This is a genomic window from Nostoc sp. NMS7, from assembly GCF_017115085.1.
In the GTDB taxonomy this organism is placed as follows: Bacteria; Cyanobacteriota; Cyanobacteriia; order Cyanobacteriales; family Nostocaceae; genus Nostoc.
On record NZ_JABXKJ010000210.1, the window covers coordinates 12313 to 34901 of the forward strand.

Below are 22589 nucleotides of genomic sequence, written 5' to 3' on the forward strand. Positions count from 1 at the left end.
TATATGAAAATCTTGAAAGGTAAAGTTGTCAGTGGTTTAGGAAACTTTTCTTACTGGATTGAGAAACTCCAGGAATATTACTTGAGAAAAACGGGAATGAAATTTTTCCCTGGAACTTTAAATATTCAGCTAGATCAACCTTACCATCTCCCGAAAAATGTAATTCGTCTGGAAAAGGAAGAATATGAAGGGACTGTTTCTGTTAGCATTGTTCCCTGTCAGATATTTGGAAGAGATGCTTTTATCTTAAGAACAGACAAAAACAATACTGAGATTGGAGATCATCCGAAAACAATTATTGAAATAGCTTGCGATGTTAAGCTTCGTGAACTATATAATCTTAAAGATAATGATTTGATTGAAGTTGAGATTTCCGATGTCAGATTTATCTGAATTAAGCAATCTGCTTGCAGATGAAGCATTAATCCATTACGCGAGTGGTCGGGAAGAAAAGCGATTATCAAAAGGTGCAGGTCTGCTGGAATTAGCCCGAAGCCAAGAACTTATTAGCCGCTACCTACCACCTCCACCCGCAGTGATTTTCGATGTTGGCGGTGGTGCTGGCGTCTATTCTTTTTGGCTGGCTCAACAGGGCTATGAAGTCCATCTCATTGATGCGGTTACTTTGCACATAGACCAAGCGCAACATTTGTCTCAAGCTCAACCGGAATCTCCTTTAGCTAGTTTGGCAGTTGGAGATGCTCGTCAACTGAATCGGGCGGATAATAGTGTTGATGCTGTTCTCTTACTTGGGCCTTTGTATCATCTGACTGAGCGCACAGATCGTATTATTGCTTTGCGTGAAGCTCATCGCATCTTAAAAACTGGAGGTTTTGCTTTCGCGGTGGGAGTTTCTCGCTTTGCTTCAACCTTAGATGGATTATTTCGGGGACATTTAGATGATCCAGAGTTTGCAGAGATTGTTAAACAGGATCTGATTGATGGTCAACACCGCAACCCAAATAACCATCCTAAGTACTTTACAAAAACCTTCTTTCATCATCCAGAAGAACTCAGAGCAGAGATTGAAGAAGCGGGTTTACATTTTGAAAAGACTTTAGCGATTGAAGGTTCAGGCTGGTTACTACAAAACTTTCAGGAACACTGGAATGAGCTAGCTCGCCGCGATCGCCTTTTAGAAGCGATTCGTTGGTTAGAAACCGAACCCTCTATATTGGGGATGAGCGCTCACATCATGGCTGTTGCCCGTAAATAGGCGGTAAAGTAGAGCCGCCACTAATTAAATTCGCTTGTTGTTTTGCCAGCACTTGTTTGCGTAACAAGAGTAATTGTCTATCTTTTATGCCTTCTGCGATTAATCCATCGACAGTTTTCATGAGATAATCAGCGCAGGAACCCAATTTTCCCGATGCGGTGGCAATACTATTAACAGTGGTTGTTAATGATATCTGATCAGCGTACCTGGGATGTTGGCGATTGGCAACAAAGGCGATCGCTAGGAATTCCTGCGTACCATCAAACGCCCTTACCCAACGAGCAACGTAGATACTAGGCAACATCTCTCGTCGCCAAAGCAGCAATAATTCCGATGCGACATCGGCAGCAGCAATGCGATAAATAATACCACGACAACTACCGCCCCGATCAAGTCCTAAAAGTAATCCGGGATTCTCTGGAGTCCCACGACCCAGGATCATCCATGTACAGAAGCACCGATGCCAATCATAAATGATCCCAGCACGGCGCTCGACGTATGTGATTAAGGGATTCCAAATTAGCGAACCGTAGGCAAATATCCAGATATCAGAATTTGGTGGTTGTTGTTGTAGTGTTTGATCGAGCGATCGCTGTAACTCATCTTCACTCAGCAGAGTTAACTTTATTCCAGAGTGTGATGCTTCTAATAGTCTGGTTTGGTCATTTCCGGCTTCGAGGTCGCTGCGACTGAGTGACATAATATAAATTATTTTCTTTTCTGTAAATCTTCAGTAATTTCACTTGAACTTTAACAAGTTCCGTGGGTTTACACCAGTTTTCATGTATTTGAACCATATCTGTCGTAGGGGCACAGCAATGCTGTGCCCCTACCGCGTGGTCTATTTACCTGAAAATAGCTGTAAGTCTCCCGCAACTATCAAGCAACAACTTTTGTGGCGGAGTCTAAATTCCCGTTACAAAACTTAATTACGAATTACGTTAGCGTCACGCAAAGCGAGTCCGCGTACTTTGTAAGAGTTGCAAGCTACGCTTTTAGCGTCTGGTAGAGAGCGTCATTACGAATTATTTTAAAGTTCTTGCCCCGTTGGTCGGATGAGAATTTCATTGACATTAACGTGCGGCGGTTGAGTCAGAGCGTAAACGATCGCAGCAGCAATGTCTTCGCTTTGTAGAGGTTGAATTGACTTGCGTCGTTCTTCGATCCGTTGTTTGGCAACGGGATCGGTAATTTGGTTGTCAATTTCCGTATCCACCAAACCTGGTTCGATAATAGTGACGCGGATATTGTCCTTATAGACTTCTTGGCGCAATGCTTCGGAGAGGGCATTGACACCCCATTTAGTAGCATTATAAACACCAATGCCCGCCCGCGCTGTCCGGCCAGCCACTGAGGAGATATTGACTATATGCCCGGATTTTTGCGCCTTCAACAAAGGCAAAACAGCATGAGTAGCATATAGCAGTCCTAATACATTGAGGTCAAACGATCGCCGCCAGTCTGAGCTATTCCCAGCTTCAATGGTGCCGAGTAAGGCAATCCCGGCATTATTCACAAGGATATCGACTCTTCCCAATTCTGCATTTGCCTTTGCCACCAAGTTATTTACCTGGATTTCATCAGTTACATCGGTGACAATGGACAATGCCTTGCCACCACTAGCTTCGATGCGTTCTGCTAATGCCTGAATGCGATCGCCACGCCTAGCCGCGAGTACTACTGTTGCTCCAACTGAAGCCAAGGCGATCGCAGTTGCTTCTCCAATTCCAGCTGAAGCGCCAGTGATAATTGCTACTTTCCCCTCTAATTTACCTGTCATAGATTATCTAACTCCTTTGTAATTGGGCACTTGTACTGAGCGAACGCGAACAGCGTCTCGTACAGAAGGCGTTGGCGCAGCCTCTGGTAGAGAACTATTGGGCATTGATTATTCCCCTTGTCCCCCTTGTCCCCCCTACTCCTCTGTTCCCCTCCTCCCCCTGCTCCCCCTGCTCCCCTACTCCTCTGCTCCCCTGCCTCTTACTGATCCTCAAAACGGATGCAACTGCTGCCCCACATAGTATTAAGGCTGCAAAGCGAAAAGTTCCTTGAAACCCCGCAACGATCGCCTCAGGAGGGTCAACAGAGACATCTGCACCCGCAGACATACTAGCGATTAAGGCTCCAAATACTGCCCCAATTAGAGAGACTCCTACTGTGTTTCCTGATGTACGTGACAAAATTTTGATAAAATCTCTCAATGCTTGCCCAGGCTCTTTCAGCATGAGCTTGCCGAGCTTGAGAATTTAGCAACTTGCAAAAAGGGAATTCAGCATTATCTACTAAAGTTTTGCAGTGTTTGTAGGCATCATTACGACTTTTAACTAGACCATCTAACCAAGCACGAATTATAGAATTACGCACAAAAATACCAGTCCGAATCCCGCTATCGAGTTGTCTTAACTGATTCTGTGTTCCTTCTAATTTTGCTTCGTAGACTAGCATCTTATCTTTTGAGACTACGATAAGACTGTAGCATATATCTCAGAAAATCTCCCCCTTTAAGGCAGGGCTGTTTCATTCCCTAAAACAGGTAAAATAGCAAGTGTTGAGGGGATAAAAGATCATGGGTGCGAATCTGATTGAGCAATTGCGGCAAGTGGAAGATTTTAGGACTCTAGATGGTCGAAGACATCCACTGTGGTTGGTATTACTGTTTGTAATAATGGGCACAATGAATGGATATGTTGGGTATCGTGCATGGGGGGATTTCGTCAAACGGCATCGTCAGGTATTGATAGAGACATTTAGAATACAAAAACATGGTGTTCCTTCTTACTCAACGATCCGACGTGTAGTTATGGGAGTAGACTTCGATAAACTTGCTGCAATATTTAATCAGTGGGCTAACCAATACGTTGAAATAGAAGAATCAGAATGGTGTGGCATCGATGGTAAAAGTATTAAAGGTACAGTCCAAGACTATGATTCATCTAGTCAAAATTTTGTCAGTATTGTATCCGTATTTACTAGTAAAAGAGGGCTAGTTTTAGGTATGGATAAATTTGACAACAAGAAAGAAAGTGAAATTGCAATCGTACAAAATTTAATTACAACATTGGATATAAAAGGTGCGGTATTTAGCTTCGATTCGTTGCATTGTCAAAAAAAACTTGCAAGCTAATTATAAGTAGTGACAACGACTATGCGGTAAGCGAAGCCATGCCGTTAGGCTTATCGCTGTTAAAGATAACCAGCCAACGTTACATCGTCATATTAAACGCATTGCTGCACTCAGAAAGCCAGTCAGTCGTCATATCGAAACTGAAAAAACTAGAAATCGCTTTACAACACGTACCGTGGAAGTTTTTGATGATTTGACTGCGATCAATTCCCAGTGGACGGGTATTAAGTCTTTAATCCGGGTTGAAAGAGTCGGAACCCGCACGGGTAAAGCATATCGCCAGGTTGTCTGTTATATCAATAGTATAGTTGCCACAGCGAAAGAATTTGCTCATGGTATTCGCGGACATTGGGGTATCGAAAATCGCCTCCATTGGGTTAAGGATGTAGTTTTGAATGAAGATAATTCAACTATACGTATGGGTAAGGCTCCTGCAAATCTCTCAATTATGCGAGCGATTGCACTGAATCTGCTTCGCCGAAATGGTTATGCTTCCATCACAATTGCCCAAAGATTTATCTCTCATGATATTGACAAACTCCTTGCTCTTGTGGAATGAATCAGCCCTGCCCTTTGAGGGGGAAGCTTTAGACCCAATTTTTCGGTAAGGTGCTATCCTCACAACCAAGTTCAGGAAAGAAGGTTTTCATCCCTACCATTGGTGATTTGATTCACAGCGATCGCACAAGCGCTTCATTGATCAGAAATCCTCTGGTTAAATAAAGTTTATATCTATGGAAGCAACAAATCTTAATTAAAGGGATTGACTATGTAATGTATAATCAATGTGCCTTTGGTTAGGCAAAATCCAAATAAAAAAATGAATGAGTATTCTGTAACAAGCAGCAGTGTAGTGAAAGAAAAAGCCAGGGAGTTGGGCTTTCACAAAGTTGGAATTGCTGGTGTAGATAGGGTAAATGCCACAGAAGCCCAGAGGTTACAAGCATGGATTGAACTGGGTTATCACGCCAATATGGAATGGATGGCTAATCCAAAGCGTCAGGATATCCGCTTAGTGATGCCAGAAGCGCGATCGCTAGTTTGTGTGGTGCTAAATTACTACACAGCAGATCAACGTCCCGAAGGCGAAGAATACGCCAAAATTTCCCGTTATGGTTGGGGAAGAGATTATCATAAGGTGATGCATAAAAAACTCAAGCAGCTAGCTATATGGCTAAAATCACTTGATCAAGGCGTACTAGCTCGTTATTATGCAGACACTGGCCCGGTGCAAGATAAAGTGTTAGCACAACAAGCCGGAATTGGTTGGATTGCTAAAAATGGTAATGTGATTACACGAGAATATGGATCTTGGGTATTTTTAGGAGAAGTGTTGACCAATTTGGAATTAGAGAGCGATCGCCCACATACAGAACACTGCGGTAGCTGTACTCGTTGTCTTCAGGCTTGTCCTACAAGTGCAATTACTCAGCCTTTTGTGGTGGATGCTAATCGTTGCATTGCTTATCATACCATTGAAAATCGCGCCGAGGAATTGCCAGAGACAATCACACCCCATTTGCAAGGCTGGGTTGCGGGTTGTGATATTTGCCAAGATGTTTGTCCTTGGAATCAACGTTTTGCCAGCACAACTGATATTGGCGAGTTTCAGCCTTATCCTGGGAATATTGCTCCCCAACTGCTAGAATTAGCCCAAATCTCAGATCAGGAGTGGGATAAACGATTTCCAGCATCTGCCTTGCGGCGGATTAAGCCAGAAATGTTACGACGCAACGCCCTAGCTAATCTTGACGCATCCAGGCGAAAGAATGACCCCGAAAGTAATTATTTTTGATTTTGATGGCACAATTGCTGATACAGTAGATGCCCTTGTAAGTATTGCTAATCGTCTAGCTGTAGACTTTGGTTATAGGCACATCAGCCCAGAACAATTAACCCTACTTAAAAACCTCACATCTAGGGAAATTATTAAATACTCAGGAGTTTCTCTATTTAAGATCCCTTTTCTAGTCAAAAAAGTTAAAGGAGAGTTAAAAAACAAAATCCCAGAATTAAAGCCAATTCCGGGAATTAAAGAAGCATTAATGGAACTCCAAGCTAAAGGATATAAGCTGGGCATTATCACTTCTAATTCTAAAGAAAATGTGACGCAATTCCTCACAATCAATGATTTAAATCATCTATTTGATTTTATCTACTCAGGAATTACAATTTTTGGCAAAACAACGATCATTAATAACGTATTGAGGCAAAATCAACTCCAACCTCAAGAAGTTATTTATGTCGGAGATGAAACCAGAGATATAGAAGCATCAAAGAAAGCAAATATCCAAGTGATTGCAGTGACTTGGGGCTTTAACTCACCGGAAGCACTAGCCAAGCAAAATCCAGATTATTTAATTCAGCAACCTAGCGAATTACTAGAAGTGATGAATCGGAGTTAATTAATAGTTAATAGTTAAAATTTTAACTATTGACAATTCACCCAAACATTAGGATGGGCAATGTCTACCAATACCGATAACTTCAACTTTAATATTTGTGACATTGCCTAGCCTACAAAATAGCAAGATATCAGAAAAACTTAATTTTTGCGTTCACCTTTTTCTAAAGCTTGTTCTACTAGATCATCACTGACATTAGTTACACCCTGAGTTGGAGAATTCCCAACTTCGTTTGCTAACTCTAGAAAATCATTAGGATTACCAGTTGACTGCGATTGGGTTTTTGTTTCTTCTGGTTTAGAGGTTTTATATTCAGGTGCAGTGGCTGCTTCGGCTGCTGCTGCACCTTTACCTGTCCGATCAACTTCACTGACGCTGAATTGCTGTGCAGCTGCATAATCAGCATCAAAATCTACCTTTGGCGCTTCCTCTTCACCACTAGCTATGTTTTCGGCAGCTAATTGGGCTTCATGGGTGGTAGCTTCATTTAAATTGGGCTTTACTTCATCAGGCATAATTAAAACCTTAGGTAAATTTTTTATTGCTGGTGCGATTATAGCAAGTTAAGGTGCTACTTTCTTGCTTCCTGGGGAGAGACTTTTACCTCTATTAAAAGATAGATTAAAGCTGGAATTTCTGATTAATTTAACTCTTTCTATCGGTAGTAGAATGTGATTCTCAAACTCTGGTAGGACTTAGTTTGGCGGATTAAATTTTCTTGGAAACAAAATTATGACTGCAAGTTACGATAAAACCATTTCTCAAGCCCAGAGCAATGAAACTCAACAATTGGTAGACGCGTTTAATGCTTTAGACACCGATGCCAAACTAGCCTGGTTCTATTTGGTTTATCAAAAAATGGGTGACTCTGTGACTCCAGCTGCTCCGGCTGCGGCTGAACCAGAATTAGCACCAATTCTGCTAGGAGATTATTTTGAATTATCCGATGAGCAGCAATTAGATATTATGCGGGATATAGTTAACCGCAAAGATACAGAATATTCTCGTGCCTATGGGGCGATCAAAGAAAACAACCAGTTGTTAGTTTGGTATGCTTGGGCAGTAGCTATGGGGGATACGGTGGTTGATTTACCAGCTACCTACCAGGCAAGTAAGCCAATTAATGATTTGCTTTCTCAAATTGAAGGAGTAGATTTTGAGGAGCAAATGTCGGTGTTTCGGACAATAGCTGGTGAACTGGGTTACACCGATGTCAAGCCGATCGCAACGCAAGCAGAAACTGGGAAAACGCCAAGTTTGTAATTAGCCCTAGCGACTAGAAGTCGCGGCTACACAAACAAAGTCCGCCTTCTCTTCTCTACGAGAGGCTGCGCCAACGAGACGCTACGCGAACGCGGACTAAATCCACATAGATAACCTCTCTTTACCCCAATGACTAGAAGTCGCGGCTACACAGCAAGCTGATTTAAGTCGGCTGGGGTGAGGTTGGAGTGTACTACTTCACCATCACGGAACCAAACGATGCGCTGGGTTTTACGGGCAACTTCTGGCTCATGAGTTACCATGACAACGGTAATTCCACTGGCATTGAGTTCGCCAAAAATATCTAAGACTTCTTCGGTTGTGTGCGAATCAAGTGCGCCTGTGGGTTCATCGGCTAGGAGTACTACCGGACGATTAACGATCGCTCGCGCGATTGCTACTCGTTGTTGTTGTCCACCAGATAGTTGAGTTGGTTTGTTGTTGAGGCGATTTGCTAAACCGACGCGCGTCAATGCAACTGTGGCGCGATCGCTTCTTTCTTTTGGATTGACATCAGCATACACCATCGGCAGCATCACATTTTCTAATGCTGTTAGTTGGGGCAATAGGTGGAATTGTTGGAAAACAAACCCCAGCTTTTTATTACGGATGTGTGCTAACGAGCGATCGTCCATCTGCGCTACATCAAGATTATCTAAGTAATAATGTCCGCCTGTGGGACGATCTAGACAACCGATAATATTCATGGCTGTGGATTTACCAGAACCTGATGGCCCCATGATTGCACAATATTCGCCCTGTTCCACAATTAGGTTGACATCATTCAGCGCTCGGATTTCTGTTTCGCCACTCCCATAAATCTTGAAAGTGTTTTCTAGTCGAATGATTATTGGTTTTGGTACAGGATTAGGAACTAGAGAATCGGGAATTAAAATAGTGTTTGCCATCAGGATTTAGTTATTAGTTATTAATTCTTTCTTCCTTGTCCTTTATTTATCCAGTTTATTATAAGAGTTTTAGAGAGTCTTTGCGTAAGTCCTATGAGTTTATGGGAAACACCTGTAGTCTGTGTGTCCAAATTTGGGATGGCACAGTTTGTAGTGGGGACTTCAGTCCCCAAAACCAAGACTAAAGTCCTGACTACAAACATTTTTTATTCAGCTTGATTAACCGGAGATGATATGACTACCAAAAAGCAATGCTAGGCAGCAACAGGAGTAGCAAATCTAGCATATCGCTCTATGTAGAACTCCTTGCTATTAGCGATCGCCACCACAGAATCACGTTGTTTTAAAGCCTTTTTCCACTGACGTAGACGAGTAAATTGTTCTGGTATCGCCAAGCCTCGATAGTGCTTGAGTGCAGGCCAACGCTCAAACCAAGGGTAAAAGGTGAAATCAACCAGACTAATGGATTCACCAAACCAGTAGGGGCCATCTTCTGATAACTTCCCAAAAGCTTCATTCTCGATAAATTCCAGATGTTTATATAGTTCTTGTTTAGCTGCTTCTTGTTGTTGAATATCGGGACTACGCAAGAGAGCAGAAAAAGCCGGAACGAATCGAGTATTAGCAAAATCAATCCAGATACGAGCCTGGGCTTTAGCGATGGGACTACTGGGTAAAAGCGGCGGATTTGGAAATACCTCGTTAAGATATTCGTTAATTACTGCCGATTCCCAAACTCGGTGATGATTATGTGCGATCGCAGGCACTTTTCCATAAGGAGAAATATCTGTAAATCCCGCCGGCTTGTTCTGCAAATCAATCTCAATCAAATCAAAGTCAATGCCTTTTTCTTGCAATACCAAGCGCGAACGGTGAGCATAAGGGCAAACAACCGCACTATATATCTTGATTTCAGCCATGTTGATCTTCCTGTATAAATAGGATTGGTTTATGAGCTTTGGCAATTAATTTAATTCAATCCAAAATCGTTCGACTGAGCGTAGTCGAAGTCCAAAATCTCAAATTAAACTAGAGCCAAGGCACTTCTTCAGGTGCATAACGAAAGGCACGGAAGACTGAATTTTGCTCCCCACTAGCTACTGCTGATTTCTCACCAAGATTCCGAACTGCAAAGTGGGGATTAACATATTCCCAAACAATTTCTTTTGTAGGTGTCACCTCGAATATGCGACCGAAAGCACCTTCTGTAATTAAAGTGTTGCCATTCGCTAGACGCTGTGCGCCTGATATATACGAACTAAAGAAATTTTGGGGTGGGTTGTCAGCGTACTCCCAAACTATTTCTTTAGTTTGACGGCTTACTTCAATCACACGAGAGAAATTGAGGGCAGTGTGACGACGATGTGCGCCATTATCAAAAATTAGGATATTGCCGTTAGCTAATTCGTTAGGAAAGTGCTGCTGTGCTAATACGTCATCTCCGAGTGTCCAGATAATCTCTCCTGTTTTGCGATCAATAATTACGACGGTAGAGATATTACGAAAGCTGACTATAATATTGCCGTCAGCGAGTTCGCCTACAGTATTACCATGAGTCCATTCGTGTCGTTGATCTTGAGGAGTAATAGTAAAAATATCTGGATCTAAGTGTTCGTGGGTGTGCCAAGTCCAAACAATCTCACCCCCAGGAGTAACTTCATAAAGTACATCAGCATAGATATTACCGTCTGCTTCTGTTCCTGGCACACCGCCTTTGATCCGGGGAATCAAAGACTGAGGTATTTTTTCAATAGCTAATAAAATTGTGTTGCCGTTGCGTAGTCTGCGTCCATCGTGATGATGATCTGGATGTTTGTACTGCCAAATAATATTTCCCTTGGGATCTACTTCTAAGACAACCCCACTTTTAAAGGCAGCCCACAAAGGAAAATGTGGCGGAATATCTAGCGTTTTACCATTATAAAAAAGGTTGCCATTGGGTAAAAGATAGCCATATAAACCCGGTGGATATGGCAAATTCCATTGATGTACTACTTCTCCTTCTAGATTCAGAAGATATACTTCTCCGTTACTTGTAAGTGGTGTAAAAAGTGTATAACCCTTGAATACCTTGTCAGGATTATAAGCTCTTAAACCAGTACCACGGCGACGAATAGTATTTTGGTCTACTGATGCTGTTGCGAGCGCCATAATTTTAAGTTGCTATGATGAATTTTGTTCAGATCCCGGACTTCTTGAAGACGTCCGGGATCTCGCAGCTTCTCAACACGGGCTAAACCCTAGCTATCCGCTAACAGCACTCCTATGGTGCTGGATTCGGATATTGAGTATGAACTGAATCCAATTCAGCCAAGATATCTTTATCAAGAACTACATTGATGCTTTCTATATTCTCTTTGAGTTGTTCTAGTGTAGTAGCACCAATAATCGTACTAGCGACAAACCAACGACTCCGCACGAATGCGATCGCTAATTGTGCAGGACTTAGTTGATGGCGTTTGGCAATTTCTACATAAGCTGCTACTGCTTTGCTAACATTTGGTTTTAAATATCGCTGACCAAAGTTTTCAAACAAGGTAACTCTTGCTTTCTCTGGTTTACCGTTGAGGTATTTACCAGTTAAATAGCCAAATCCCAAAGGACTATAAGCTAGTAAAGGAAGGTTTTCGTAATAAACTGCTTCTGCAAGAGCGCCATCAAAAACTCGATTAAGTAAATTGTAGGCATTTTGAATCGAGACGACTTTAGGTAATCCTAATTGTTTAGCTGCGTGACTAAATTGTGCAATCCCCCAAGGAGTTTCATTACTTAAGCCGATATAACGAATTTTGCCTGCATTGATGACATCAGCAAAAACTTCTAGTTGTTCAGTAATGGAAACTGTTTCCTCTACTTGATTAGGGTCGAAAACTGTTTGCCCAAAACGTGGTACATAACGATCTGGCCAATGGATTTGATATAAATCAATATAATCTGTCTGCAATCTTTTCAGGCTATCATCTACAGCTTGTTTGATATTATCCCGATCAATGGCTTTAGCTCCACCACGTACCCATTTAAAGCCGCGACCAGGCCCCGCAATTTTAGTAGCAACTATTAGTTGATCTCGCTGCTGATGTTTTAACCATTCTCCAATGTAAGTTTCAGTTAGGCCATAGGTTTCAGCACTGGTTGGTACTGGATACATCTCAGCCGCATCGATAAAGTTAATTCCCTGTTTAATCGCATAATCTAGTTGCTGATGGGCTTCTTCTATAGTATTTTGCTGCCCATAGGTCATTGTACCAAGGCAAATTTCAGAAACTTTTAGGTCACTATTACCTAGCTGATTGTACCGCATATTTCTGGATAGATTTTTACGTACTTGATATTAGACAATAAATTACTCCTTGTTCAGTAAATTATTGTTTGCAGAAAGAATGAGAATTATTTAGATAATACTACGGTATTTATATCAAATTAACGGAGTTAAATAAAATTTACAAATTTATACTCAAAATGCTTTGTCTAAATACTTGACTGAGGTTAGCGATCGCCATACCCAACATTATGGTTATCGATATAATTTATTGTGTAGTTTAGTTATTAGTCTACGCACGACTAGGAGAACCGGAGTATGACAATCTTACAAGTTGTGGATAAAGAGTTTTCACAAGTTCCCGTCATTGATATTAGTACATTAGTTTCTCAAACTAGCAACTATTCTGATGTAATTGCAAACCAAATTAGACAAGCTCTCCAAGATTACGGTTTTTTCTACATCGTTGGACATGGAGTTGATCAACAACTACAAAAGCAACTAGAACATCTCAGCCAACAGTTTTTCGCGCAGGATGTAGAAACTAAACTCAAAATTCGTATGGCTCTTGGTGGTAGAGCATGGCGAGGATATTTCCTAGTTGGGAACGAGTTAACATCAGGTAGACCGGACTTAAAAGAAGGTATTTACTTCGGTGCAGAACTAGAAGAAAACCATCCACTTGTGAAAGCTAGTACACCAATGCACGGTCGCAATCTTTTTCCATCTAACATTCCCCATTTTAGGGAAACAGTACTGGATTATATAGACTCAATGACCAAACTCGGACATATCCTAATGGCTGGTATTGCTCTTAGTTTGGGATTAAAAGAATCATATTTTGCAGACCGTTATACAAAAGACCCATTGATATTATTTCGGATTTTCAATTACCCTCCTAATTCATCATCTCAATCTGAATGGGGTGTTGGCGAACATACAGATTACGGAGTATTAACTATACTCAAGCAAGATAACGTCGGCGGATTACAAGTCAAATCAAAGTCTGGTTGGATAGATGCACCTCCTATACCTGGTTCATTTGTATGCAACATTGGGGATATGCTCGATCGCATGACACAAGGACTATATCGCTCAACACCCCACCGCGTTCAGAACCTATCAACAAGTAATCGCCTATCATTTCCATTCTTCTTTGATCCCAATTTCAACATTGAAGTCAAACCTATTGAACTGAACGACATAGTAGTGAATGATGATCAAAGCGATCGCTCGGATAAAGCCAGTGTTCACGAATTTGACGGAACTTATGGCGATTATCTTTTGAATAAAGTCTCCAAAGTATTTCCAGAACTACGACAAAAAGTGCTTTAGAGAGTCCAAATTAACTTTGATAAGGACGCGGTAATTGGCGCAGTTTATGAGCCGTATCCAATTCACTATTGTTTTTTCTACCATATCCCCAACCCAAGAGGCGACGATATTCACCCATGATGTCACTTTCAATTAAATCATCCTCATTGACTTCAATCTCGGTATGAGATTCAGGTGCAACATAGAGTGCATCCGCAGGGCAATAAGCCTCACACATGAAACAAGTTTGACAGTCTTCCTTGCGGGCGATCGCAGGTGGTTGGTTAGGTACGGAGTCAAAGACATTGGTCGGACAAACTTGGACGCACAAATTGCAATTGATACAGAGTTTATGGCTGACAAGCTCAATCATGATCCTGCTCCGGTTACGACTTTGATACAGTAGGTGTGGTTTGAGTGGTTTGTACTGGTGGTGTAGCGATCGCATCCGTAATCCAATCACGCCTCACCCAGAGCTTATCTAAGCCGCCTGTCGCTTGGTAATAACGCTGATTTGGATCGGTTTCGGGATAGTCCATGCGAATATGTTCGCTGCGCGTTTCCGTGCGATGTAACGCGCTAAAATATGCCCATCGTGCTACAGCCGTCAGAGCAGCCGCTCGACGAGAAAATTCCACATCGCGCACTGTATCTTGTTTCGGGTTCCCTTGGACTTGCTGCCACAGCGTTTCTAATTTGGCGAGAGAATCCAAAAGTCCCTGCTCAGAACGCAAGTAATTCTTCTCTAACGGCAACATCTGGGCTTGTACACCATGTACGATCGCCTCACTATCGAATTCAGAAGTGGGTGAAGATGGCGAACGCAATCCCACTTGACCAGCAGGACGCGCAACCCGTTCATTTGCATGAGCGCCCAGACTCTTGGCAAAGTCGGCTGCCCCAACTCCAGCCCATTGCCCTGTGGAGATTGCCCAGGCAGCATTGGGTCCACCACCCCCAGAAGCTAAACCGGCTAAAAACTCCCGCGATGCAGCATCACCAGCAGCGTAGAGGCCAGGAACCTTTGTAGCGCAACTATCATTCACAATCCGAATCCCACCTGTACCACGGACTGTACCCTCTAAAACAAGTGTCACAGGCACTCGTTCTGTATAGGGGTCAATACCAGCTTTTGTATAAGGTAGAAAACTGATGAAATGAGACTTTTCAATCACTGCTTTAACTTCCGGTGTGGCTCGATCCAAACGAGCATAAACGGGGCCTTTCATCAGGGCATTAGGGAGGAAAAATGGATCGCGACGACCATTGATATAGCCACCAAGATCATTGCCTGCTTCATCAGTATAACTAGCCCAACCGAAAGGAACACCCCTAGTTACAGTGGCATTGAAAGCCGTTGAAATGGCATAGTGATTAGAAGCTTCCATACTAGAAAGTTCCCCACCAGCTTCCACTGCCATCAGCAGTCCATCACCTGTATTGGTATTGCAACCTAATGCTTTACTCAAGAATGCACAACCGCCATTCGCTAAGACTACTGCACCAGCCCGAACGATATAGGTACGATGATGCTGCCTCTGCACACCTTTTGCTCCAGCTACTGAGCCGTCGTTAGCCAATAAAAGCTCTAGAGCCGGACTTTGATCAAGAATCTGCACACCAACACGCAAAAGATTTTTGCGAAGTACCCGCATATATTCAGGGCCATAATAACTCTGACGCACAGATTCCCCATCTTCTTTAGGGAAATGATAGCCCCAACTTTCTACTAGGGGCAAACTTAGCCAAGTTTTTTCGATAACACGCTCGATCCAACGTAAGTTAGCGAGGTTTTTTCCTGCGCGATAACGCTCCCATAAAACTTTGTCCCAATTCTCTGGAGAAGGGGCCATGATGCCATTCCCACTAGCAGCAGCAGCACCACTCGTACCCAGAAAACCTTTATCAACAATGATCACTTTGGCACCTTGGGATGCGGCTGCCCAGGCTGCCCAGGCTGCGGCAGGGCCACCACCAATTACCACTACATCAGCAGTTAATTTTAGTTCATTTTCACTATGCACTGTTAGCAATTTCCTTTCCTCAATAAAGTCAACTCAACGTTAAAAGGGCGGTTAGAAACCGCATCTACACGAGGCTTTACCCACACTTTGACCCTTCTCTACGAGACGCTACGCGAACCACAAAGCTCAGGGCAACGCAAGCTCAGTGACCGCCTCCGTGGGTTAAGAAACCTTGATTTGACCTTAGTCCACGGAGGTGGACTTCGTTTGTGTAGCCGCGAATTCTATTCGCCAGGGCTTAAGTTGACACGTATGAATTCAGAAGCGCTCAGACTTTTCGCTGCGTCTGTTGCATGTTAGCGTTAGCGGGGCGTAGCCCGGCAAATTCATTCATACATTCAGCAACGCCCACAAAATTAATAAACAGATGTCAACAATTTATCGATCGCAGCCCGAAACGCGGTTGCTGCACCAGCACTCATATCACGGGGGGCGCAGATGCGATTTCTCAAATATGCGAAAGCGATCGCCCCCACAGCAGCGAAGATCGAATCAACACTGCTATTTTTACCACCCGTCCGACCACCCGGTAAAGTTGCACCATTGCCATGAATGAGATAATCAGCCAGTTGTCGCAGGTGAAAATCAACCGCGTCCTTAATTGTGGTAAGATCACCATCTGCGGCTATTGCTTGGACTCCAGAGTTTTTGATAATATCTGCGATCGCAACTTCCCGATTATCGCTCAATCTCTCAGCTGCTTCGGCGCGATATTGAATTTTCTCACTATCTGCCACATCCAGAGGTAAAGGATTTCCAATCGGTTCTACACCCCATCGGCGACGCAACAGTAAATTGTTGGTGATATTATCCGACTTCACTCTGTGATAAGCAGGATGCTGATTAAGTGCGTCAAACCAAGAATTAATTCGAGGAAAGCGAGGATTTCCTTTGAGGTGATATCCCCGATATACAGGTAAATTAGCCGCCAATCTATCCAGATGGGGACTATACAAAATGTCAACTAAGCTAAATGTACTGACAAAGTAAGCGCCGGGATATTTAGCCAAAGCTTGCTCAAGTTCATCTAACTTCGCCTCAAATGCTGCTTGTGAGTTTGCCAACTCATCAGCATCTAGAGGTGCTTCTCTCAGGAATTTGTAAGCAATCTCTCTAAAACCGTTAGTCTCAGTCTCTTCAACCAACTGTCTAGCAACAGCGTTTTCCTTTGGATTTTCCGGCAATAATGCAGGATGAGGAAACCTTTCTTCTAAAGCCAAGAGAATATCTTTGGATTCATATACTAAGTTACCCTCAATTTTTGCTGCTGGGACAAGGGTTGTGGGAACTATGTCAGTGTACCATTTGGGTTTATTACTTAAATCAATAAACTCCGTTGCAAAGGGAATTTCCTTTTCTTCCAGAGCAAACCAAACTCTCTCGCAGAAAGGACACCAGGAATTAGTATCTCGATAAAGCAAGACTGGCGGTTCTGTGTTTGGGGGAAGTTTATCTAAGCTGCTGGGTATTGGTGCAGTCGAAGGAGATTGTCCTGTCCTCTTCACCCTACGCGCAGGGGTATTTTTTCTAGCAGTCTCTAAAACTTCTTCCCAAGTTGACACTGTGTTTTGAATAGACATTTTTTACCTCGCTTTACTAGGAACGCCAGAAAACACAAATAACTGTTGTTCTTTGGGTGCAGCCAAGTTTTCACCAAGGTAACGATGAAGTCCTACACCCATATCTCCCGTGTCCGTAAGCTTGAAGTTCACTTCCTCAAATCCAGATGCACTTAAAATTTTCCGCACATTGTCAGACAAGGGAATACCGTTAGAGTGCCCGCGAGTCCAGATGACAAAAGCACCTGGTTTACTCAGAAAACTCAGGTTATCTAGTAAGCGATTGAGTTCAGCTTCCTGTGCCAGATTGCCAAAGACACCACACACAATCACGATATCTGCTGGTACTGCTCCTACATAGTTAGTGGCAAGAGTTGCATCATCATTGATAAACTCAATTTGCTTGGCTAAACCCAAAGACTCTATAGTTGCCCGTCCACGTTCAACTAAATTTGAATTTATTTCAACCAGTCGTGCAGAAACATCCTTCACACGGGGGTGATTTTTTAAAGTTCCTAGTAAATCTCGCCCATCACCCGCGCAAACACTCACTATTCGGATAGCGCCATCTGGTGAGGCATTCAAGCTATAAGCAATATATTCTTGCACGATTTCTAGACGCTGCTGCAATTTTGGCTCAGTGTCGTAGAGGTCGTGCCATTCATACCAATCTTTTGGCATAAGGCGTGATTTCCGTTTGATGCACACTGTGTAGCCAGAAAATACGGTTAACTTATCAAGTAACTGTAGTTTATGGATGAAGGCAGAGTATCACAGAAATTCATCTAAAATCAAGTCTTATTAGGAAGGCTCCTAGTCTATTTCGGATGAGTGAAACTGTCTACATCGAAACTAGTATTTTGGGCTACCTTACAGCCAGATCAACCAGAAATCTGATTTTGGCAGCAAACATAGAGATCACAAGAGAGTGGTGGGAGTTTCGCAAAAGTGCATTCACGGTCTACATTTCATAAGTTGTTTTAGATGAGGTGGCACGGGGAGACACCGAGATTGACGTTTGCTTGTCATTACCAAAAGCCGACTTACGAGGTAGCAATCATTGCATCATGATCACAAATAAACGCTTTCAACTCCTACTACCAATCCGATCACCGCTCATTGCCATCGCCTCTGCTTTCATCGTCGGTGCCATGCTCATATTACTCGCTGGGGCAAATCCGATCACTGCCTACACAGCTTTATTTCAAGAATCCCTAACTACTTACTTTGGGTTTGGCAACACCCTCACCAAAATGACACCCCTATTATTCACCAGTTTAGGGGTATTAGTAGCATTACGGGCTGGTCAATTTAATATCGGTGGCGAAGGACAAATTTACCTCGGTGCGTTGGGTAGCACTTTAATCGGGTTATATGTGCAAGGATTACCATCTGTAATTCACATTCCCTTAGCACTTGTGGCTGGGTTTGGGTTTGGTGCTGTTTGGGGTTGGATTCCTGGTTATCTCAAAGCTGTGCGGGGAGTCAATGAAGTCATCACTACTCTATTACTGAATTATATTGCGGTGAATTTAGTTAGCTACTTAGTGCAAAACCCCTTAAAAGCACCAACCGCACCTAGTCCTTATTCGCCATTAATTGCTAAAGAAGCACAGTTGCCGATTATTTTACCCCAAAGTTTAGCCCATGGGGGTATAATCCTGGCGTTAATGGCGGCAGTCCTCTTGTGGGTATTATTAGCGCGATCGCCTCTAGGATACCAAATTGCCGCCGTTGGTTTTAACCCCACAGCAGCCCATTATGCGCGGATTTCGGTGAAAAATACGATCATGCTAGTAATGGCGTTAGCAGGTGGTTTAGCCGGGTTAGCGGGTGCATCTGAGGTGATGGGGTTGAAATACCGCTTATTTGAACAGGTATCATCTGGTTATGGGTTTGATGCTGTGGCGATCGCTTTTTTAAGTCGCGGTAGTATTAGCGGTGTAGTGTTGACTTCTTTATTTTTTGCCGCCTTGCGTAGTGGTGCAAATGTCATGCAACGTAGTGCGGGTGTGCCAGTGACTATAATTTATGCAATTCAAGGATTAACTGTGTTATTCATTGCCATCAGCCTCGCCATAGAAAGACGAATAAAAACGCAAAATAACGCTGAAGTTTAACGCGAAAGTTTCTCTGCGATACTCTGCGCTTCCCTTAGCGTCCCTCTGCGTTAAAAAAAAACTATGAATAACCTTAACTTCCTCTCTGATTACTTAATTGCTAGCTTAAACTTAGCAGTACCCCTAGCATTTGCTGCCCTTGGTGGAATGTACTCGGAACGCTCAGGAGTGCTAAATATTGCCCTCGAAGGGATGTTAATAACTGGTGCTTTTTCCAGTGCTGCCGCTACCTTTTATACTGGCAACCCTTGGCTTGGTGTTCTCTGTGCGTTGATTGCTGGGGGATTAGTTGGTTTACTTCACGCTTTTATGTGTGTCACTTTATATGTTAATCAGTTAGTATCAGGGTTAGCGATTAATCTAGTAGCTGCGGGGTTGACATCGTTTTTAGCGCGGTTAGTATTTAATGGCAGTAGTACTCAAAGATTACCAGGAATTGAGCCTATGGTCATTCCTGGTCTTGCAAACATACCTATACTTGGCTCTCTGTTGTTCCAGCAAGATGTTCTTGTATATTTACTGATAACTCTAATTGCTGTCACTATCTATATTTTCTTTCATACTAGCTTTGGGCTGACTTTGCGGGCAGTGGGGGAATATCCCCAAGCGGCTGCGACGGCTGGGCTTTCAGTATCAAGGGTGCGATATTTGGCTGTAGTAGTCAGTGGTTGTCTTGCCAGTTTAGGAGGGGCTGATCTGACTTTGGTGCAAATAAAATTTTTTACCGAAGGGATGAGTGCAGGTAAAGGATTTATGGCGATCGCAGCCTTAATTTTTGGTAGGTGGCATCCTTTAGGTAGTACTTTGGCTTGTTTTTTATTTGGTGCTACAGAAGCTTTACAGTTACGAATTCAAGCTTTTGGTGCAAATATTCCTTATCAATTTTTAGTTATGTTACCATACGCGATCGCTTTATTTGCATTACTAGGATTAGCCGGTAAATCTATACCGCCCCAAGCGTTAGGTGTTCCTTACTCGCCAGAAAATCAGCAAGACAATGTGTGACTTACAGTTAGTAACTTTCACGCGATCGCTACGGCTTTGCAACACAACCAAAATTTTAATTATTAATTAGATATCAATATTTATCTGTTCTATCTGTCTAGCAGCTTTATCCCAAAGCTTTGCAGAAATCTCATCTTTCCAATGACTTCTGAGATTTTCTGCTTTTTTATGACTGATTCGTTCTAACATTTCTAGAACTGCGGCTAATGTTAATTGATCAACAATTGCCTCTAAAGAATCCATATATTCTTTTGTCATAACTCACCTCTTCAATAACTTAACTTCTAACATTGTAATTGCAGTCATGGATAGCTTGCTCTAACTGTGCTATTTCTGTGAGAGTTTATCCCCAAGTTCTTTGCTGATACACCGTCGATGGATATAATTTCATCCACGCATATTCAGGTATGCACATTGTGTAAGAAGTAAATACTTTTTTGATGGCATCAATCCGTTTAGAGTCAGAAGCTCTTACATCCTCAAAACTCCAAGATGCAGTTAGCAGTTCTAATCCGAAGTTGTAAACCCAACGCTTAAAACCAGCTAGCCCATGCATCAAGGAGGTTTCCACGTTATTTAGTTTGAACTCTCGCTTGATGGCAAACATAGCTAAACTTCTACAAACTTACTTGCTTGAATAACTATACGCTACTTTAAGCAAGGATCAACACCTTGAGCAATTAACTTTACTTTTTCCTTGTATTTGCGTAATCCATACAAGCGACTAGAAAAGCAATGTACGATTGACAACAAATCTTGAACCAGTTCTTCGTGGGGTGACAATGCCTCGCTATTGGCCACCACGACTGTTCCCCCTCCCCAGACAATAATTTGTTGTACCAAGTCAAAACCAAATCGGCACAGTCTGTCTTTGTGCGCTACGTACACGCATTTGATTTCTCCCTGAATTGCCCATTGAATAATTTGGAGAAACTTTTTACGTTTAAAGTTAAGTCCACCACCTATTTCTTCGATTCTGTCAGTCACGACTACACCGTTGGCAACACAAAACCTATCCATAGATTCAACTTGGGCTTTCAAATCATCTTTTTGTCCATGTGATGAAACACGGCAGTAGATAATTATTCTTGTTGGAAATTTACCGGACTTGAGGTTTCGAGCTAGCGCTAAGTGCGATTCTGTGTAAAGCCTTTGATTGCCTAGCGTCCTTTCCGGCGTTAGTTTTCCTTCTGTCTCCCAACGCCTTAGAGTAGATGAAGAAACGCCGATTAATCCTCCAAATTCTGAAACTTTCCACATAAACTTATCTAAAATACGTAATTATAGATAAGTTTAGCGAAGTTTTTTGTCATTTAGTATATGTCTTTTCGCAAACAGCACAGTGTGTCAGCAAACCTTGTCTCTATAGTCCACGACATACTCCATTACGCAATACCGACACCACCCGTTATGCCATAAACTTCTCCTGTGATGTAGCTTGCCTCCTGTGAAGCAAGGAGAACGTATATTGGAGCGATCTCTACCGGCTGTCCGGGTCGTCCGATCGGAACCGTAGAGCCAAATTTCTCAATCTTTTCTTGAGTCTGACCGCCACTAGGCTGTAGCGGTGTCCAGAAAGGACCGGGCGCTACAGCATTGACGCGCACACCTTTTTCAATCATTTGTTTGGAAACTGCTTTGGTGAAAGCAACAATGCCTGCTTTGGTGAGCGCATAGTCAATGATGTTCTCTGAAGGTTCATACGCCTGAATAGAAGTTGTATTAATGATGGCTGCACCCGGTTTCAGGTGTGGGACTGCCGACTGTGTAATCCAAAAGAGCGCGTATAGGTTGGTTTTAAGCACCTTATCGAACTGCTCGGTGCTGATATCGCCAAGAGAGGGCTGAGTCTCTTGTGCGCCAGCATTGTTGACAAGAATATCTAAACCGCCTAGCGCTTCTACTGCGTCCGCCACGAGTTTTCGGCAAAAATTCTCATCCTTTATGTCACCCCCAAGAGCGACGGCTTTACGTCCCGTTTGTTCGATCAGTTCTATAACCTCTCGTGCATCCGGCTCTTCACTGGGAAGATAGGAGATTGCCACATCCGCCCCTTCACGCGCAAACGCGATCGCTACGGCACGCCCGATACCAGAATCTCCTCCGGTGATCAACGCCTTTCTGTTTGTAAGCTTTCCAGATCCTGTATAGCTCTCCTCGCCGTGATCCGGCTGAGGATTCATCTGTTGAGCAAGTCCGGGTGCCGGCTGCGGCTGACGGGGGAAGGGCGGCCCGGGATATTGCTGACGTGGATCTTGCATCTTCAATCGATCGTTTGCCATCTCTTGCTCCCCTATGGTGATCTATTTAATTGTATAAATCACTTTTCCATCGCATCTACCCACTTAGTGCAACATTATTGTTGTAATTAGTAACAGATTTAAGACTCTGG

At 43.0% G+C, this 22589-nt stretch carries 26 protein-coding genes; 10 read left to right on the plus strand and 16 right to left on the minus strand.

Going from position 1 to position 22589, the window contains the following annotated elements:
• Nucleotides 1–3: 3 nt before the first annotated feature.
• The gene (locus HWQ38_RS24220) at nt 4–393 is read left to right on the plus strand and encodes a DUF120 domain-containing protein (protein ID WP_292798669.1); all 390 of its coding nucleotides are present in this window, start codon (nt 4–6) and stop codon (nt 391–393) included.
• Nucleotides 377–1216, plus strand: coding sequence for a class I SAM-dependent methyltransferase (locus HWQ38_RS24225; protein ID WP_292798671.1), 840 nt, complete (start codon nt 377–379; stop codon nt 1214–1216). Before HWQ38_RS24220 ends, HWQ38_RS24225 begins: the two co-directional genes overlap by 17 nt.
• Here the strand turns inward: HWQ38_RS24225 and HWQ38_RS24230 are convergent.
• From HWQ38_RS24230 to HWQ38_RS24240, 3 genes are all read right to left on the minus strand, one after another.
• Nucleotides 1194–1916 (minus strand): gamma-glutamylcyclotransferase, encoded by a 723-nt coding sequence (locus HWQ38_RS24230; RefSeq protein ID WP_292798673.1) that lies wholly within the window; start codon nt 1914–1916, stop codon nt 1194–1196. The genes HWQ38_RS24225 and HWQ38_RS24230 overlap by 23 nt on opposite strands.
• Nucleotides 1917–2246: 330 nt before the next feature.
• Nucleotides 2247–2996, minus strand: a complete 750-nt coding sequence (locus HWQ38_RS24235; protein WP_292798675.1) for an SDR family NAD(P)-dependent oxidoreductase — start codon at nt 2994–2996, stop codon at nt 2247–2249.
• Nucleotides 2997–3325: 329 nt separating this feature from the next.
• The gene (locus HWQ38_RS24240; protein WP_292798677.1) at nt 3326–3661 is read right to left on the minus strand and encodes a hypothetical protein; all 336 of its coding nucleotides are present in this window, start codon (nt 3659–3661) and stop codon (nt 3326–3328) included.
• Between the two features lie 121 nt (nt 3662–3782).
• On the opposite strand from HWQ38_RS24240, the gene HWQ38_RS24245 reads away from it, so the two are divergent.
• The 4 genes from HWQ38_RS24245 to HWQ38_RS24260 all read left to right on the plus strand — a co-directional run bounded on the left by HWQ38_RS24245 (nt 3783) and on the right by HWQ38_RS24260 (nt 6745).
• Entirely contained in the window at nt 3783–4340 is a 558-nt protein-coding gene (locus HWQ38_RS24245; protein ID WP_292798679.1) for an ISAs1 family transposase, read from the plus strand.
• A 52-nt stretch (nt 4341–4392) separates the two neighbouring features.
• A complete protein-coding gene (locus tag HWQ38_RS24250) occupies nt 4393–4899 on the plus strand; it encodes an ISAs1 family transposase (RefSeq protein WP_292798758.1) in 507 nt (168 codons plus the stop codon).
• A 261-nt stretch (nt 4900–5160) separates the two neighbouring features.
• On the plus strand, nt 5161–6135 hold the full coding sequence (gene queG, locus HWQ38_RS24255; protein WP_292798681.1) for a tRNA epoxyqueuosine(34) reductase QueG: 975 nt from the start codon (nt 5161–5163) through the stop codon (nt 6133–6135).
• Nucleotides 6110–6745 carry an HAD-IA family hydrolase gene (locus HWQ38_RS24260; protein WP_292798683.1) on the plus strand — a complete coding sequence of 212 codons (636 nt, stop codon included), beginning with the start codon at nt 6110–6112 and terminating at the stop codon, nt 6743–6745. The genes queG and HWQ38_RS24260 overlap by 26 nt, the downstream gene beginning before the upstream one ends.
• A 140-nt stretch (nt 6746–6885) precedes the next feature.
• Here HWQ38_RS24260 and HWQ38_RS24265 read toward each other — a convergent pair whose 3' ends face one another.
• On the minus strand, nt 6886–7260 hold the full coding sequence (locus tag HWQ38_RS24265) for a hypothetical protein (RefSeq protein ID WP_292798685.1): 375 nt from the start codon (nt 7258–7260) through the stop codon (nt 6886–6888).
• 217 nt (nt 7261–7477) lie between these two features.
• Here HWQ38_RS24265 and HWQ38_RS24270 point away from each other — a divergent pair, with 217 nt between their 5' ends.
• Nucleotides 7478–8008, plus strand: a complete 531-nt coding sequence (locus tag HWQ38_RS24270) for an orange carotenoid protein N-terminal domain-containing protein (protein WP_292798687.1) — start codon at nt 7478–7480, stop codon at nt 8006–8008.
• 146 nt (nt 8009–8154) lie between these two features.
• On the opposite strand, the gene HWQ38_RS24275 is transcribed toward HWQ38_RS24270, so the two are convergent.
• The 4 genes from HWQ38_RS24275 to HWQ38_RS24290 all read right to left on the minus strand — a co-directional run bounded on the left by HWQ38_RS24275 (nt 8155) and on the right by HWQ38_RS24290 (nt 12217).
• Nucleotides 8155–8916, minus strand: a complete 762-nt coding sequence (locus HWQ38_RS24275) for an ABC transporter ATP-binding protein (protein WP_292798689.1) — start codon at nt 8914–8916, stop codon at nt 8155–8157.
• A gap of 254 nt (nt 8917–9170) precedes the next feature.
• A complete protein-coding gene (locus tag HWQ38_RS24280; protein ID WP_292798691.1) occupies nt 9171–9836 on the minus strand; it encodes a glutathione S-transferase family protein in 666 nt (221 codons plus the stop codon).
• Between the two features lie 109 nt (nt 9837–9945).
• Nucleotides 9946–11067, minus strand: coding sequence for an aryl-sulfate sulfotransferase (locus HWQ38_RS24285; protein WP_292798693.1), 1122 nt, complete (start codon nt 11065–11067; stop codon nt 9946–9948).
• 112 nt (nt 11068–11179) lie between these two features.
• A complete protein-coding gene (locus HWQ38_RS24290; protein ID WP_292798695.1) occupies nt 11180–12217 on the minus strand; it encodes an NADP(H)-dependent aldo-keto reductase in 1038 nt (345 codons plus the stop codon).
• Between the two features lie 276 nt (nt 12218–12493).
• Here HWQ38_RS24290 and HWQ38_RS24295 point away from each other — a divergent pair, with 276 nt between their 5' ends.
• Nucleotides 12494–13510, plus strand: a complete 1017-nt coding sequence (locus HWQ38_RS24295; RefSeq protein WP_292798698.1) for a 2-oxoglutarate and iron-dependent oxygenase domain-containing protein — start codon at nt 12494–12496, stop codon at nt 13508–13510.
• 10 nt (nt 13511–13520) lie between these two features.
• Here HWQ38_RS24295 and HWQ38_RS24300 read toward each other — a convergent pair whose 3' ends face one another.
• From HWQ38_RS24300 to HWQ38_RS24315, 4 genes are all read right to left on the minus strand, one after another.
• Nucleotides 13521–13862: a 4Fe-4S binding protein gene (locus HWQ38_RS24300; RefSeq protein WP_292798700.1), complete on the minus strand. Its 342-nt coding sequence runs from the start codon at nt 13860–13862 to the stop codon at nt 13521–13523.
• A 13-nt stretch (nt 13863–13875) separates the two neighbouring features.
• Complete coding sequence (locus HWQ38_RS24305) at nt 13876–15513, minus strand: FAD-binding protein (RefSeq protein ID WP_292798702.1); 1638 nt, start codon at nt 15511–15513, stop codon at nt 13876–13878.
• A gap of 356 nt (nt 15514–15869) precedes the next feature.
• On the minus strand, nt 15870–17093 hold the full coding sequence (locus HWQ38_RS24310) for a glutathione S-transferase family protein (protein ID WP_292798704.1): 1224 nt from the start codon (nt 17091–17093) through the stop codon (nt 15870–15872).
• Between the two features lie 3 nt (nt 17094–17096).
• The gene (locus HWQ38_RS24315; RefSeq protein ID WP_292798706.1) at nt 17097–17753 is read right to left on the minus strand and encodes a class I SAM-dependent methyltransferase family protein; all 657 of its coding nucleotides are present in this window, start codon (nt 17751–17753) and stop codon (nt 17097–17099) included.
• Between the two features lie 386 nt (nt 17754–18139).
• On the opposite strand from HWQ38_RS24315, the gene HWQ38_RS24320 reads away from it, so the two are divergent.
• Nucleotides 18140–19192 (plus strand): ABC transporter permease, encoded by a 1053-nt coding sequence (locus tag HWQ38_RS24320; protein ID WP_292798708.1) that lies wholly within the window; start codon nt 18140–18142, stop codon nt 19190–19192.
• Nucleotides 19193–19255: 63 nt separating this feature from the next.
• Nucleotides 19256–20197 (plus strand): ABC transporter permease, encoded by a 942-nt coding sequence (locus HWQ38_RS24325; protein WP_292798710.1) that lies wholly within the window; start codon nt 19256–19258, stop codon nt 20195–20197.
• 66 nt (nt 20198–20263) lie between these two features.
• Here HWQ38_RS24325 and HWQ38_RS24330 read toward each other — a convergent pair whose 3' ends face one another.
• From HWQ38_RS24330 to HWQ38_RS24345, 4 genes are all read right to left on the minus strand, one after another.
• Nucleotides 20264–20455 (minus strand): hypothetical protein, encoded by a 192-nt coding sequence (locus HWQ38_RS24330; protein WP_292798712.1) that lies wholly within the window; start codon nt 20453–20455, stop codon nt 20264–20266.
• 85 nt (nt 20456–20540) lie between these two features.
• Entirely contained in the window at nt 20541–20804 is a 264-nt protein-coding gene (locus HWQ38_RS24335; RefSeq protein WP_292798713.1) for a hypothetical protein, read from the minus strand.
• A gap of 41 nt (nt 20805–20845) precedes the next feature.
• The gene (locus HWQ38_RS24340) at nt 20846–21457 is read right to left on the minus strand and encodes an IS607 family transposase (protein ID WP_292798715.1); all 612 of its coding nucleotides are present in this window, start codon (nt 21455–21457) and stop codon (nt 20846–20848) included.
• 125 nt (nt 21458–21582) lie between these two features.
• The gene (locus HWQ38_RS24345; RefSeq protein WP_292798717.1) at nt 21583–22479 is read right to left on the minus strand and encodes an SDR family oxidoreductase; all 897 of its coding nucleotides are present in this window, start codon (nt 22477–22479) and stop codon (nt 21583–21585) included.
• Nucleotides 22480–22589 lie beyond the last annotated feature (110 nt).